This is a genomic window from Agrobacterium vitis (genome assembly GCF_014926405.1).
Classification (GTDB): domain Bacteria; phylum Pseudomonadota; class Alphaproteobacteria; order Rhizobiales; family Rhizobiaceae; genus Allorhizobium; species Allorhizobium vitis_H.
Genome location: NZ_JACXXJ020000005.1, coordinates 1,107,024 through 1,121,649 on the forward strand (window position 1 = coordinate 1,107,024; position 14,626 = coordinate 1,121,649).

The following is a 14,626-nucleotide window of genomic DNA, read 5'->3' on the forward strand; positions in this document are numbered from 1 at the left end:
TTTGGCCCGCTTACATATTTGGAACGACGATGCTTGATATAAAATGGATTCGTGAAAACCCTGCCCTTCTCGATCAGGCGCTGGCAAAGCGCGGAGCTGATCCCCTGTCGCAGAGCCTGATTGCACTTGATGAACAGCGCCGGGCCGTCGTCCAGTCCATGCAGGACATGCAGTCGCGTCGTAATTCCGCTTCCAAGGAAATCGGCGCGGCCATGGCGCAGAAGGATATGGCGCTGGCCGAAAAGCTGAAGGCCGAAGTTGCCTCTCTGAAGGACACCCTGCCGGCTGCCGAAGAAGATGAGCGCCGCCTGAGCGCGGAACTGACCGATGCCCTGTCGCGCATTCCCAATATTCCGCTTGATGATGTGCCTGTTGGTGCGGACGAACACGACAATGTCGTGGCGCGTGTTGTGGGCCAGAAGCCGGGCTGGAACCACAAGGCCATCGAGCATCCGGAAATCGGCGAAGCACTGGGCTATATGGATTTCGACCGGGCTGCCAAACTTTCTGGTGCACGTTTTACCGTCTTGACCGGGCCTTTGGCGCGGCTGGAGCGGGCGCTCGGTCAGTTCATGATCGATCTTCACACCAGTGAGCATGGCTATACGGAAGTCTCCTCGCCGCTGATGGTGCGCGATGAAGCGATGTATGGCACCGGCCAATTGCCGAAATTTTCTGAGGAACTGTTCAAGACCACCGATGGCCGCTGGTTGATCCCGACGGCAGAGGTGACGCTGACCAATCTGGTCTCCGGCGAAATTCTCGATCAGGAAAAACTGCCGCTGCGCTTTACAGCCTTGACGCCGTCCTTCCGCTCGGAAGCAGGGTCGGCTGGCCGTGATACGCGCGGCATGTTGCGCCAGCATCAATTCTGGAAATGCGAACTGGTGTCGATCACCGATGCGCAGAGCGCCTTGGCTGAACATGAGCGGATGACGGCCTGCGCCGAAGAAGTGCTGAAGCGTCTCGGCCTGCATTTCCGCACCATGACGCTTTGCACCGGGGATATGGGGTTCGGTGCCGCCAAGACCTACGATCTGGAAGTCTGGCTGCCGGGACAGAACACGTTCCGTGAAATCTCCTCCTGCTCGGTTTGCGGCGATTTCCAGGGACGGCGGATGAATGCCCGCTACCGCAACAAGGATGGCAAGGGTACGACCTTCGTTCACACGCTGAACGGCTCGGGTACGGCGGTTGGCCGGTGCTTGATTGCAGTGATGGAGAACTATCTCAATGAAGATGGCTCGATCACTGTGCCAGACGTATTGTTGCCCTATATGGGCGGTCTGACGAGAATCGAAAAAGCCAGCTAGAGCATCGGACCGAAAGTTAAGAACCGGTTTTCGGATAAATCCGACGCGCAAACAAAAACTTAGAGCATCGTGCTGGTTCCGATTTTCTGTACGATGCTCTAAAACCGGCTTCAGAAACGTCTTGACGAGGACCAATGCGGATTCTGCTGACCAATGACGATGGCATTCATGCAGACGGTCTGGCCGTTCTGGAACGAATAGCCCACACACTGTCCGACGATGTGTGGATTGTTGCGCCGGAAACCGACCAGAGCGGCCTTGCCCATTCGTTGACCCTGTCGGAGCCGTTGCGACTGCGGCAGCTTGGCGAGAAACGCTATGCGCTGCGGGGAACGCCGACTGATTGCGTCATCATGGCCATCCGCAAACTGCTGCCCGGCAAACCGGATCTGGTGCTGTCAGGCGTTAATGCCGGGGCAAACCTTGCTGATGATGTCACCTATTCCGGCACGGTGGCTGGGGCCATCGAAGGCACGGTGCATGGTGCGCGCTCGTTTGCGCTTAGTCAGGCCTATAGCTACGTGGCTGGCCATTCCATTCCCTGGCATGTGGCTGAAACGCATGCACCAGAGCTGATTGCCAAGCTGATGCATATCGACCTGCCACCCGGTACACTCCTCAACCTCAATTTTCCCAATTGCGAACCGGACGAGGTTGCGGGTGTCGATGTGACTTCGCAGGGCAAGCTTGATTTCGGTCTCAGCGTCGAAGAGCGGTTGGATGGCCGTGGGCTGCCCTATTTCTGGCTGCGATTCGGCGACCGCAAGGGCAATTTCCGCGCCGGAACTGATATCAGCACGTTGCGCGATAACCGTATTTCGGTCACGCCGCTGAAGCTGGATCTGACCGACTACGCGGTTCAGGATATCATCGCCGCCGCGCTAAACCCGGAGGTGGGGTCTTGAAATCCGCAATGCTTGAAAAAGAAGGCTTTGCAGCCCTGGTGCTGCGGCTGCGCTCCGAGGGGATTTCCGACATCAACCTGCTGACGGCGGTGGAACAGACGCCCCGGTCGCGATTCGTCGCTCATCATCTGGCCGAGCACGCCTATTCCCGCCAGACGATCCCGCTTGAATGCGGTGCGTTCATGGAAGGGGCCGATCTTGCCGTCCGGCTGATCGAGCGCCTGCGTGTCAAGCCCGGCCAACGGGTGATGGAGGTCGGCACCGGCAGCGGGTTCATGACCGCTGTTCTGGCGCGGCTATGTGAGCGTGTCGTCTCGGTGGAACGCTACAACACGCTGGTCAACGATGCGCAGGCCCGTCTGGAGCAATTATCGGTCCGCAATGCCATTATTCGTCATGGCGATGGCAGCCTGGGCTTGCCGGGCGAGGGGACATTCGACCGAATCATCGCGACCGCCGCCTTCCCCTCGATGCCAAAAGTCTTTACCGAGCAACTGGTCCATAACGGGGTGCTGCTGGCTCCGTTGATTTTGGACGAAAATCGATGCGTCATGGTGCGGCTCACCCGGACGGGCAGCCGGTTTGAGCGGGAAGACCTGTTCGAGGTTCCCTATCTGCCCCTGACCCCAAATGTTGCTGCCTTCCTCTGATTGGAAGCTTCCATCTCTCTAAATTTACCAAAATAGGAGGGTTTGCTGGTGCTTGGCTCAGTCCCATTAATTTTTATGGTTAATGACATTTCTCCAAAAGCCCGGCACAGCAGGGTTTCCAACCGCACAGCCCCCGGTTTTCTTGAGATTTTTTGCGGAATGTTCATAAGGATTCCACGCGGTTAACCGCCCGGTAACACTAACGCGCTTTAATAAACTCACAAATGGTTGCGTCGTCAGTGGGTTGTATCATGCGTCAGAGTCAGTCTTATAAATCCGGCATGCCTGTTGCCCAGATTCTCTGGGTTGGCCTGATGGCAAGCGTCGCAACTGGTTGCAGTTCCGATTCAAGCCGCTTTTCCGGCCTGTTTTCCAAAACCGATTCGATGACGACCGCCTCGACGGGCGGCCAGATCACTGGAATGGCTAATGCACCGGTGCCCCAGACGGATGTCGATGGCGGCGGCTCTTATGCTCCAGTGGCGTCCGGCGGATCGATGGGTGGCGGTGGTTATGGCAATCGCCAGCAGGCGATGACGCAGCCCTATCCGGCCCAGCAGACCTATTCGCCAGCACGGCGTGCTTCTTCGGCTGTGTCTGTTCAGAAGGCCGAACTTGCGCCGCCGTCCGGTTCCACCGCATCGACAGGCCCGATCTCTTCGCGCCGCCAGACGGCCTCGGCCCAGCCATTCCCCGCGGCCACACACCAGTCGGCTGCACTGGAAGATGGTGATGGTCTGTCCACCAACACCCTGCCGCAGCCGGCAAAGCCCGGCCCAGCGAATGGTCAAGGCGCCAATGGCCAAGGTGCCAATGGATGGAGCACGGTCAATGCACCCCGCGTCGTGCTGAAGCCGGGCGAAAGCCTGGCAACCCTGTCACAGCGTTACGGCGTGCCTGAAAAGGAAATCGTCAAGGCCAATGGACTTTCGACGGCAGGGGCTGCGCGTCCCGGTCAGTCCATCCTCATTCCGACCTTCGGTTCGCGCAATACGCCGACCAGGGCGGCTGCTGCCGAAGGCACGCTGTTGCCTCCAGGTCAGTCTCCTGGACCAACGCCGCGCCAGGAAGAAAAGGTCGCGGTGTTGCCGACCAATCCGAAGCTGCGCGATAAGGTCAAGACCGATATTGCTGCAAACAACACCACCAATGCCGCGGGCACCGGCAAGACGCCGCCTGCCGCTGGCACCTATGTGGTCAAGTCAGGCGACTCGATTGCCAAGATTGCCCGCGAAAACGGTGTTTCCGTTACGGCCCTCAAGCAGGCGAACCATCTCGGCACCCAGGGTGTCCGCGTTGGCCAGACGCTGGAACTGCCGCAGGCCGATCAAAAGTTGGCCGCGACACCTGTCAGCACGGCGCCTGCCAATACCAAGCCGGAAGCGCCTAAGGTGACTGCTGCGGCTCCGGCGCCTGCCGCGCCGACCAAGTCGGTCACCGATGTTGCCTCCGCCGATCCAGGCGACAAGGCCCCGGATGCAACCGGCATTGGCAAATATCGCTGGCCGGTGCGTGGTGCGGTGGTGGCTCCGTTTGGCGCCAATGTCGCTGGTAAGCGCAATGACGGTATCGATATTTCCGTGCCGACCGGTACGCCGATCAAGGCCGCCGAAAACGGCGTGGTCATCTACGCTGGCAATGGTCTGAAAGAACTCGGCAACACTGTGCTTGTGCGCCATGACGACGGCACTGTGACTGTTTACGGCCATGCCGATGCCATTTCCGTTCAGCGTGGCCAGAAGGTGCAGCGCGGCCAGCAGGTGGCGACGTCAGGCATGAGCGGCAATGCCAGCCAGCCCACCCTGCATTTCGAAGTCCGCAAGGATGCGACCCCGGTCAACCCGATGGGCTTCCTGGAATAGGCTTTGGTTCGCAAGAGTTTTTCTTGAATAAGGTAGTGCGTTTCAGGAAAGTTGAGAAAGGCTCGGAGCAATCCGGGCCTTTCTTCATAAGGGGCTTTCGATTGGGCTGGAAAACCTAGCGTCCAAGATCGACACGCAACCGCCCGGCCAGATCCTGGATATATTGCCAGGCGACACGGCCGGAGCGCGCACCTCGCGTGGTGGCCCATTCCAGTGCCTCGGCGTGCAATTGCTCAGGCAGTAGCGGCAGCTTGAAATGTGCGGCATAGCCGTCAATCATCGCCAGGTAGTCGTCCTGGCTGCATTTATGAAAGCCGAGCCAAAGGCCGAATCGGTCGGAGAGCGAGACCTTTTCTTCGACGGCTTCCGACGGGTTGATGGCGGTCGATTGCTCATTTTCCATCATATGCCGGGGCAGGAGGTGGCGGCGGTTGGAGGTGGCGTAGAACAGCACATTGTCCGGACGGCCCTCGATACCGCCATCCAGTGCCGCCTTCAGCGATTTATAGGCGGTATCGTCATGATCGAAGGAAAGATCGTCGCAAAACAGCAGCACCCGCTCTTGGCTGTTTTTCAGCAGGTCCATCAGCGCAGGCAGGGAGGCGATGTCTTCGCGGTGTACTTCCACCAGCTTCAGCCGCACTCCGGTAGCCTTTACGATATCGGCATGCACCGCCTTGACCAGCGAGGATTTGCCCATGCCGCGCGCGCCCCAGAGCAGGACATTGTTGGCGGCAAAGCCAAGCGCGAACCGTTCGGTGTTTTCATGCAGGATGTCGCGCACCCGGTCGACACCCCTGATCAGGCCGAGCGCGACGCGGTTGGGCCTTGGCACCGGTTGCAGATGCTGATTGGTCGGATGCCAGACGAAGCAGTCCGCTCCGCTCCAATCGTTGAGCGCAGGGGCTGGACCGGCCAGCCGCTCCATGGCATCGGCGAGCCGCGTCACTTCGCGCAGCAGATCAGCCAGCGTATCGGTCATGTTTTGCCTCCGTTCACGCGGGAAAAGTGGTCCAAGACCGCCTGTGATCGTTGCGCTACCATGGTCATACAGGGTTCGAAAGTGTATTGACCGGGGATTCGGTACGCAAAGCCGCTGTTTCTGTTGCATTCCCTTGGGGTATTCCTATATTCCGGCGGCAAAACAGGGGGACAGGATCTTTGCTGCCCCGGTTCCGAAGGAGTTTCTCATGTTCATAACACAGGCATTCGCTCAGGATGCAGCACCTGCCGCTGGCGGGATGGGGTCCGGGTTTGAAATGCTTCTGCTTTTCGCACCCTTGATGGTGATCTGGTATTTCCTGCTGATCCGCCCGCAGCGCAACCAGCTCAAAAAGCGGGAAGCAACGCTGTCGGCCATTCGCCGTGGCGACCAGGTGGTGCTGGGTGGCGGCTTGATCGGCAAGGTGACCAAGGTCACTGACGACAAGGAACTGGAAGTCGAAATTGCTGATGGCGTCAAGGTCAAGGCACTTCGCAGCCTGATCGCCGAAGTGCGCGTCAAGGGCGAACCGGTCAAGGCCGAGATTGCCAAAGCCGACGGTTCCAAGACCGACGCTTGACCCAAGTTTGAACACCGGGCCGCCCAACAGGGCGGCCTGACTTTTTTCTGCTGTCTGCTGGAGAAAAGCCGCTTCCGTCCTCTGAAATGGCCGCTTTGTATGTTGAGCGCTGGTTTGCCCTGCGGTAAATTTTGCTCGGCGTATCAAGCCGCCATTTCCGTTTGACGATCCCGGTCTATTTGCCCCAGACCTTACCCTTCGAGATGTCGATGCTGCATTTCTCCCGCTGGAAAACCATTCTCCTCTGGCTTGCCGTCGTGGCGAGCGTCCTGATCGCGCTGCCCGACCTGTTCAGCAAGGATCAACTGGCCCGTCTTCCGTCCTGGTTCCCGAGCAAGCAGATGACGCTCGGCCTCGATTTGCAGGGCGGCTCGCATATCATGCTGAAGATCGAGCGCAACGATATCGTCAAGGAGCGGCTCGAAGCCGTGGTTGGCGATATCCGCAGCAGTCTTCGCGATGCGGGCGTTCGCTATACCGGGCTGAATGGCGTTGGCCAGGCGGTCCAGGTCCGCATTACCGATCCGGCTCAGCTTGATGCGGCGCGCAAGGCCTTGCAGACACTAACCGCGCCTGTCAGCACCGGCGGTTTCGGGTCGAGCAGCGTCCAGGAAGCGACACTGGACGATAGCGGCGATGGGGTGTTGAAGTTTAACCTCACCGATGCCGGTATCGATTACCGCATGTCCTCGGCGCTCACCCAGTCCATCGAAGTCGTGCGCCGCCGCGTCGATGAGCTTGGTAATACCGAGCCGTTGATCCAGCGTCAGGGCTCCGACCGGATCATCGTGCAGGTGCCGGGTCTGGATGATCCACAGCGTTTGAAGAATCTTCTGAACCAGACCGCGAAGCTGAGCTTCCGCATGGTCGATACCAGCATGTCGGCCACCGAAGCGATCAGCGGCCGCCCGCCTGCCACGTCCGAAGTGCTCTACAGCCAGGATGAGGCTGCGGTGCCTTATCTGGTCGAAAAGCGGGTTCTGGTGTCCGGTGAGGATCTCGTCGATGCGCAGGCAAGCTTCAATCAGCAAAATAACGAACCGGTCGTCAGCTTCCGCTTCGATAGCCGGGGCGCACAGCGTTTTGCCCAGGCGACCCAGCAGAATGTCGGGCGGCCTTTCGCCATTGTACTTGATAATCAGGTGATTTCCGCGCCTGTGATCCGTGAACCGATTGTCGGTGGCTCCGGCCAGATTTCCGGCAATTTCACGGTGCAGGGCGCCAATGACTTGGCCGTGCTGCTGCGCGCCGGTGCCTTGCCGGCAACCTTGACCGTGGTCGAAGAGCGCACCGTCGGCCCAAGCCTTGGTGCCGATTCGATCCGGGCCGGGGTTTCTGCCGGCTTTATCGGCGCGGGGCTGGTCGTGGTGCTGATGATCGGGCTTTACGGATTTTTCGGCGTGCTTGCCGTGCTTGCGCTGTTGGCCAATATCGTCATGATTATTGCGATCCTGACGCTGCTTGGATCGACGCTGACGCTGCCGGGCATCGCCGGTATCGTATTGACCATCGGTATGGCGGTTGATTCCAACGTGCTGATCTACGAGCGTATCCGCGAGGAATACAAGAGCGGGCGTTCCCTGATCCAGTCGATCGATATCGGCTTCAACAAGGCCTTGGCGACGATTGTCGATGCCAATGTTACGACGCTGATTGCTGCTGGCGTGCTGTTCTTCCTTGGCTCCGGTCCTGTACGCGGCTTTTCGGTGACGCTGGCCATCGGTATCATCACCACCGTATTTACTGCCTTTGGGTTGACCCGCTGGATGTTTACCGTCTGGGTCAACACGCGCCGTCCCAAGGCCCTGCCCAAGGGGGTTCGGACCGGAATTTTCGACGGAACCAACATCCCGTTCATGGGTGTCCGCCGTTACACGTTCCTGCTGTCGGCGGCCTTGTCTATAGCCGCCCTCGTCGGTTTCGGCACGGTCGGCATGAAGCTCGGCATCGATTTTACCGGCGGTTCGATCATCGAATTGAAGGCGCGTCAGGGCAATGCTGATCCCGCCGCCATTCGTGAACAGTTGAGCAGTCTCAATCTCGGCGATGTCCAGGTCCAGGGTTTTGGCGATCCGAGCAGTGTTCTGGTCCGTTTGCAGGCCCAGGACGAGGGTGAAAACGGCGAACAATCGGCTGTGGCCAAGGTGCGGGGCGCATTGGAACAGGCCTACGAGTTCCGCCGCACCGAAGTTGTCGGCCCGTCCGTGTCGGGTGAGTTGACGAAATCCGCAACCATTGGCGTGCTGATTTCGCTGATGGCGATCCTGGTTTACATCTGGATCCGGTTTGAATGGCAGTTTGCGGCGGGTGCTATTATCGCAACCCTGCATGACGTTATTCTGACACTCGGTCTCTACGTGATCACCGGGGTGGAATTCGACCTCAGCAGTATCGCGGCGATCCTGACGATTGTCGGCTATTCGCTGAACGACACCGTGGTCGTTTATGACCGCATGCGCGAGAACCTGCGCCGTTACAAGAAAATGCCGCTGGATGTGTTGATCGACACGTCGATCAACCAGACCCTGTCTCGAACCATCCTGACATCGGTGACAACGCTTCTGGCCCTTCTGGCACTGTTCCTGTTCGGTGGCGAAGTTATCCGCTCCTTCACCTTTGCCATGCTGTTCGGGGTTCTCGTCGGCACATTCTCCTCTATCTATATGGCGGCACCGGTGCTGATCGCCTTCCGTCTGCGCCCTGAAGGTCAGGGCGAGCCGGATAAGGCTGAAAAAGCAAAGCCGGAAAAGAACGGCGCAGCGGGTAAGGCGGGAGCATAGGCATTGGCAAAGGGCATTATCATCCGCGAGGCGCATTTTCCGGGTCGGTCCCCCATCGATGCCTATGGCAATGGCGGGTTCCGGTTTGCGGATATGTCGCATCGCGGCTCCCTTTTGCTGTTACCATCAGGCATTTATGGCTGGGATATGCGCGAGGGCGAGGACCTGACGGTTGCCGCCCTCCAGCGCCTGCTGGACGAGGCGGATAAGGTCGAGTTCCTGTTGCTCGGCACGGGCACGGAACTGCGCCGTATCCCCAGCGACGTTAAGGCCGCTCTGACCGCCGCTGGTATTGGTTCTGACCCGATGAGCACCGGAGCTGCGGTGCGGACCTATAATGTGATGCTGGCGGAAGAACGGCCCGTGGCCGCCGCATTGATTGCAGTCTGACCGCATGGCGGAAAGCGCTAAACCATCGCCATTGGCCGCCGATGTCTGTCTTACGACACTGCGGGAAATCGACCGCGACCGGTATTTGGCCTGCCTTCTCTCCCCGCCGGAAAAACAGCCTGCCTTGGCAGCGCTCTATGCCTTCAATGCCGAGCTTGCCCGCGTGCGTGATCTGGTGCGCGAACCCTTGCCGGGCGAAATCCGGTTGCAATATTGGCGCGATCTGCTTTCGGGCAAGGGACATGGCGATACCACGGCCAATCCGCTGGCGGCAGGGCTTTTGGCGGCGGTGGACTCCTATCGTTTACCGGTTCAGCCCCTGCTCGACATGATCGATGCGCGGATTGCCGATCTTTACGATGATCCGATTGGGCCAAAATCAGCGCTGGAAGGCTATGCAGGAGAGACCGCCTCGGCGCTGATCCAGCTGGCGAGCCTGGTGCTGGATACCGAGGCCGCGCTGAATTGCGCAACCATCGCCGGACATGCTGGGGTTGCCCAGGCCATTGCCGGACTGTTGGCACTGATGCCGCAACATCGGGCGCGGGGACAGCTTTACATTCCCGACGAGATATTGACTGCGACTGGCCTCGACCGTGATGCCTTTCTGTCGGGCAAGGACGAGATGAGGATCGATGGTGCCATCGAAGCCTTTGCCGGTCTGGGGCTCGATCACCTTTCCAAGGCGCGCGCTGGTGGCAAGCTTCCGGCGTCTCTGGTTGCTGCCTATCTGCCTGTGGCGCTCGCAGGGCCGATTCTGCGGGATGCTCGTCGGCGCGGCGCCGATATTCTGCAAACACCGATTCGCCGAGCCCAGTGGCGCCGCCAACTGACACTGCTGCGCGCCAGCGTGACGGGTCGATTTTAGGGCTGTCAGGTCCCTCCTGAACCAGCCCCTCGGGAAAACCCGGATTCCACTTTTCCTGGCAAACGCTGCACAGGTTCGCACTGAGCCTCCAAACTCACGCAAGGCTCAACCGTTAGATCTTGCCAACTGCAAATCCGCAAGTTGGAATCGTATCAACGGATTATGCAGCAGATATAAAGTGTTGCCGCAATTGCGCGATCCTTGATCGGCAGTGCTGCTCAAGCATCATCCGGAGGTTGCCAGTGGGCGTTGGGATCGGTATTTTTGTGTTTTTGGGCATTATCGCCTTCGCTTGGTATGTCTCGCGCATGGCGGAGCGCAATGACGGCGAAACCCTAAGCGATGTCGGGCTTGCCATCCTGGAATTCGGCCGGGCCTTTCCTGGCGAAGCCATCCGCAGCCTGCATGCCACAGCCGATGGCAAAGCGGTATTCGTCAGGCTGCATGACAACCGTGCAGGCTTCATGCGCAATCTTCGCAATCATTATGCCTGCCATCTGATCAAGCCGGGGCATGTGCAGGTCCAGCCCTTGGAGAGCGTTCACGGTTTCCACATCACGTTTCTCGATGCAGCCCAGCATAACGGCGACTATATTTTCGCCAAGCCCGCCGAGGCAGCAGAAGTTTCGCTATGGCTGCTCGGCAACTATATCGCGCCGAACGATTTGGAGCCGGCAGAAGACAGGTTTGACAAGACATCCTCTTGAGTAGGATGGGATAATCACGTCCATTAAGATCTTCGGGCCTCGGTATTAAAAGCCCGCGTCTTCCATTTCGGCAACCGGCTGTGGGATGTGCGGCGGCAGGCCGAGCCATTCCCGGCAATGGGCGAGGGCGCGGATGGCGATCAACTGGCGCTTCATGACAGTCTTGTCCTTGCCCCGGAAACGCTTCACGCCTTCTGGCTTGACGATGGAGCCGGGCTCCAGATCCGGAAACAGTCCGAAGTTGATGTTCATCGGCTGGAAAGACTTTTTACCGGGTTCGTCATTGGACACGATATGGCCACCGGTAATATGGTTGAGCAGCGCACCGAGCGCCGTTGTCACCGGCGGCGGGCTAAAGGCTTCGCCCTTGCGCTCGGCAGCAGCAAAGCGACCGGCCAGAAGACCGATGGAGGCACTCTCGACGTAGCCTTCGCAGCCGGTGATCTGCCCGGCAAAACGCAGGCCCGGTCTGCTCTTTAGGGAAAGAGACGGATCGAGCAGTACCGGCGAATGGATATAGGTATTGCGGTGCAGGCCACCAAGCCGGGCGAATTCGGCGTTTTCCAGACCGGGGATCATCCGGAAAATCTCGGCCTGGGCGCCGTAGCGCAGCTTGGTCTGGAAGCCGACCATATTATAGAGCGTGCCCAGCGCATTATCCTGGCGCAGCTGCACGACGGCATAGGCTTTCACGGTAGGGTTATGGGAATTGGTCAGCCCCATCGGCTTCATCGGTCCATGGCGCAGGGTTTCACGCCCGCGTTCTGCCATGACTTCGATGGGCAGGCAGCCGTCGAAATAGGGCGTGCCTTCCCATTCCTTGAAGCCGACTGCGTCACCAGCAATCAATGCATCAATGAAGGCGTTATATTGGGCCTCGTCCAGCGGGCAGTTTATGTAATCCTTGCCTGTACCGCCCGGGCCAACCTTGTCATAGCGCGACTGATACCAGCAGATATCCATATTGATGCTGTCGCGGTGGACGATGGGGGCGATGGCGTCGAAAAAGGCCAGCGCGTCCTCACCTGTTTCAGCGCGGATGGCCTCGGCCAATGCCGGTGATGTTAGCGGACCGCTGGCGATAATGGCAAGATCCCAATCGCGCGGCGGCAGGCCGGTGATTTCCTCGCGCACCACGGTTACCAGCGGGTGAGCTTGCAGTGCCTGCGTCACAGCCTCGGCAAAGCCATCCCTGTCAACGGCAAGCGCGCCGCCCGCTGGCACCTGATGGCGGTCGGCGCAGGCCATGATCAACGAGCCGGCCAGCCGCATTTCCGCATGGATAACCCCGACCGCATTGGCGGTGGCATCGTCGGAGCGGAAGGAATTGGAGCAGACAAGCTCAGCAAGGCTATCGGTCTTATGGGCGTCGGTGCCGCGAAGGCCGCGCATCTCATGAAGAATGACCGGCACGCCCGCCTCAGCGATCTGCCATGCGGCTTCGGAGCCAGCCAGCCCGCCGCCAATGATGTGAATAGGGGAATAGGAGTTGTTGTCTGTCATGGCGGCTGCTTATCACGCCTTGCCGCCGCTTCCAATCTTGAACAGAGCAAATTGCACTTTGGAGATGCAAGCTTGGTTTGGAGAGTTAGAAATAGAAAACGGCGCCAAAAGCGCCGTTCGAACATTCAATTCAAATTTTAAAGCCGGGTCCGATTAACGGAACGAACGGTTGGCAATGTGACGGATGTCGTAACGGGTGATGCCGATGTCGGACAGGGTCTGGTTGGACAGGCCGCCCAGCTCGGACAGAGTGCGGCGATAGCTAATCCAGTTTTTTGCAATGCGGATCGGGTTCATGACGTTTCCTCGAGATCTTGTTTGCTGATCCGGCGGTCTCTCCCGCCTCAGCTGTTGACATGCTTATACATCGGGGAAGGTCTTTGTGGCAGTGCAATAAATGGGCGACTGCTATGCGTTTGTGCAGATTCATGGCTATTAATTGTGCTTCGGCTAAGATTTGAGCGTGATCCTGGGACGCTCAAAACAGGCCTTTTCCAAGTGAAATTCTCACCAGTGCGAGGGTGTGGAATCGCCGACCCTAGGCACAAGACGGTCCCATAATGGCTTTGTTTAACAAGAATCCAGCAGATATTTTCTTTTGCGCAGCATTCCTTGCTTTGTGGCCAGCAAAAGGCGGCATAATTCGTCAAAACGCCGTCATCACGTCTATCTCCGTTGCGGACTTATAGCGTAAGCTTGCGGCAAGCTCTGGCTTTGATGGTCCGTGCCATATCTTTGTGCGGAGTATGACCTTGCTGCGGTATTTGCGCGTTCTTGCCTTTCTATCGATCTGCATGGCGCTTGCCGGGTGCATGGCCGGGCTGTTTCAATCAGATCAGAAGAAGTTCTATTATGATATTCGTGCGGTCACCGTGCTGGCTGGTCCGAAAGTGCCGTTGGTTCTGGTTCAGGGGGTGGAGCGGCGTCTGTCGGCTGCCGTCGCTGCCACGGTGCGCAGCGAGGTTCTGCCACGGATGATTCTGACGGTCAGGGTCGAGGCGATGGCGAGTGGGCTTGGGCTGGACAAGCAGCATAACGAGGCCGAGATCAAAGTCAGTGCTGCCTCGGTTGAAACCGGTGATGTGGTCGCTCAGGGTGCGTTCAAGGTGCTGACCATTACCAATGACCAGACGCTTGGCCCTGAAAGCCTGGCGGAAGAAATTTCAGCCCGGATACGCTCGCTGTTTTCCCTGACCGCGCCAAAGCTATAGCGTGTGCTGGCTCATGGCTTGCAGATTGACTTCAAGCTTCATTCTGCTAACCCTAAAGGTGGATGGTTTTCGGCCTGAAGAGATTGAGGCTGGAAAGCAAAAGGGAATGCGAAGGCGTGGACCCAGACAGGGCATGCCAAACGCAGCCGACCCCGCGACTGTAGAACAGCGAGGGTTTTCCATCCGGTTTTGACGATCCTTGCATGGCGGGCCGCGTGGTGTGGCCGGTGCGGTGAGCGGACGGACCGGAAAAGCCACTGGAGTGGCAAAGCGATCTGCCGGGGTTGGACGCCTCTTTATCTACGAATCGTCCGCCTTTTCGCTTTTGCCATGACCTCCGGGAAGGTGAGGGAAATCTGCGAACGGGTGCCGTTATGGTACCGGTTTGACGCTGTGAGCCAGGAGACCTGCCGTCCGTGACGGGCTTTACGCCCAATTGGGGGAGAGATCCCCGACGCCAGCACGGAGGTTGTCGTGGCGCAACAGATTGATCGCGGGCTTTCCAGGCTCCGCTCCACGGTCTTTTGGCCGTTTGTTTTTTCGCCGCCTGCCCCAATAGGAGGCAGGTCATGATGACGCTCGTGTCATCACGCAGCATAGGTGCGGCCTTGGCTCTGCTTATGCTGGCGGCGCTGGTTTTTGCGTTGCTGCCGTTTTCCCGTCATACGCCTTCTGGCCCTTCCGAGCGGCCTGCGGAGCAGCAATTGCGCGCACCGTCCGGTTCCAATTCCACCTTTGGCGGGGCGGTGTCGCAGCCAAGGCCGGATGTGCGGTCTTCTCCGCCATCTGCTGCCGATGCAGCCCCACCCGCATGGCCGGGCTTTGTGCCGCGTTCCAGCGGGCTCTACACGCCGCCTGCGGGTGGAAACTGACGC

General features: G+C 58.9%; 14 protein-coding genes and 1 riboswitch. Of the genes, 11 read left to right on the forward strand and 3 right to left on the reverse strand.

The window, feature by feature from the left end; translation table 11 throughout:
* Window positions 1-29 precede the first annotated feature (29 nt).
* The 4 genes from serS to IEI95_RS16320 all read left to right on the forward strand — a co-directional run bounded on the left by serS (window position 30) and on the right by IEI95_RS16320 (window position 4,730).
* On the forward strand, window positions 30-1,313 hold the full coding sequence (serS, locus tag IEI95_RS16305) for a serine--tRNA ligase (RefSeq protein ID WP_156536234.1): 1,284 nt from the start codon (window positions 30-32) through the stop codon (window positions 1,311-1,313).
* A gap of 134 nt (window positions 1,314-1,447) precedes the next feature.
* On the forward strand, window positions 1,448-2,218 hold the full coding sequence (gene surE, locus IEI95_RS16310) for a 5'/3'-nucleotidase SurE (protein ID WP_194416766.1): 771 nt from the start codon (window positions 1,448-1,450) through the stop codon (window positions 2,216-2,218).
* A complete protein-coding gene (locus IEI95_RS16315) occupies window positions 2,215-2,868 on the forward strand; it encodes a protein-L-isoaspartate(D-aspartate) O-methyltransferase (RefSeq protein ID WP_156536232.1) in 654 nt (217 codons plus the stop codon). Before surE ends, IEI95_RS16315 begins: the two co-directional genes overlap by 4 nt.
* A 251-nt stretch (window positions 2,869-3,119) precedes the next feature.
* Complete coding sequence (locus IEI95_RS16320; protein ID WP_234891156.1) at window positions 3,120-4,730, forward strand: peptidoglycan DD-metalloendopeptidase family protein; 1,611 nt, start codon at window positions 3,120-3,122, stop codon at window positions 4,728-4,730.
* A gap of 115 nt (window positions 4,731-4,845) precedes the next feature.
* Here the strand turns inward: IEI95_RS16320 and IEI95_RS16325 are convergent, their stop codons facing one another.
* The gene (locus tag IEI95_RS16325) at window positions 4,846-5,712 is read right to left on the reverse strand and encodes an ATP-binding protein (RefSeq protein ID WP_156536230.1); all 867 of its coding nucleotides are present in this window, start codon (window positions 5,710-5,712) and stop codon (window positions 4,846-4,848) included.
* Between the two features lie 208 nt (window positions 5,713-5,920).
* Here IEI95_RS16325 and yajC point away from each other — a divergent pair, with 208 nt between their 5' ends.
* From yajC to IEI95_RS16350, 5 genes are all read left to right on the forward strand, one after another.
* Entirely contained in the window at window positions 5,921-6,292 is a 372-nt protein-coding gene (gene yajC, locus IEI95_RS16330; protein WP_015916332.1) for a preprotein translocase subunit YajC, read from the forward strand.
* Window positions 6,293-6,501: 209 nt separating this feature from the next.
* Window positions 6,502-9,072: a protein translocase subunit SecDF gene (gene secDF / locus IEI95_RS16335; protein WP_194416767.1), complete on the forward strand. Its 2,571-nt coding sequence runs from the start codon at window positions 6,502-6,504 to the stop codon at window positions 9,070-9,072.
* A gap of 3 nt (window positions 9,073-9,075) precedes the next feature.
* Complete coding sequence (locus IEI95_RS16340; protein ID WP_156551433.1) at window positions 9,076-9,462, forward strand: Mth938-like domain-containing protein; 387 nt, start codon at window positions 9,076-9,078, stop codon at window positions 9,460-9,462.
* A gap of 4 nt (window positions 9,463-9,466) precedes the next feature.
* Window positions 9,467-10,330 (forward strand): phytoene/squalene synthase family protein, encoded by an 864-nt coding sequence (locus IEI95_RS16345; RefSeq protein WP_194416768.1) that lies wholly within the window; start codon window positions 9,467-9,469, stop codon window positions 10,328-10,330.
* Between the two features lie 242 nt (window positions 10,331-10,572).
* Window positions 10,573-11,037, forward strand: coding sequence for a hypothetical protein (locus IEI95_RS16350; RefSeq protein ID WP_194416769.1), 465 nt, complete (start codon window positions 10,573-10,575; stop codon window positions 11,035-11,037).
* 45 nt (window positions 11,038-11,082) lie between these two features.
* Here the strand turns inward: IEI95_RS16350 and trmFO are convergent, their stop codons facing one another.
* The gene (gene trmFO, locus IEI95_RS16355) at window positions 11,083-12,540 is read right to left on the reverse strand and encodes a methylenetetrahydrofolate--tRNA-(uracil(54)-C(5))-methyltransferase (FADH(2)-oxidizing) TrmFO (protein WP_194416770.1); all 1,458 of its coding nucleotides are present in this window, start codon (window positions 12,538-12,540) and stop codon (window positions 11,083-11,085) included.
* Between the two features lie 153 nt (window positions 12,541-12,693).
* Window positions 12,694-12,837 carry a DUF1127 domain-containing protein gene (locus IEI95_RS29815; RefSeq protein ID WP_015916326.1) on the reverse strand — a complete coding sequence of 48 codons (144 nt, stop codon included), beginning with the start codon at window positions 12,835-12,837 and terminating at the stop codon, window positions 12,694-12,696.
* Window positions 12,838-13,286: 449 nt separating this feature from the next.
* On the opposite strand from IEI95_RS29815, the gene IEI95_RS16365 reads away from it, so the two are divergent.
* Window positions 13,287-13,751 (forward strand): hypothetical protein, encoded by a 465-nt coding sequence (locus IEI95_RS16365; protein ID WP_156536224.1) that lies wholly within the window; start codon window positions 13,287-13,289, stop codon window positions 13,749-13,751.
* Window positions 13,752-13,797: 46 nt separating this feature from the next.
* Window positions 13,798-14,180, forward strand: a riboswitch (cobalamin riboswitch).
* 140 nt (window positions 14,181-14,320) lie between these two features.
* Entirely contained in the window at window positions 14,321-14,623 is a 303-nt protein-coding gene (locus tag IEI95_RS16370) for a hypothetical protein (RefSeq protein WP_156536223.1), read from the forward strand.
* The last annotated feature ends 3 nt before the right edge of the window (window positions 14,624-14,626 follow it).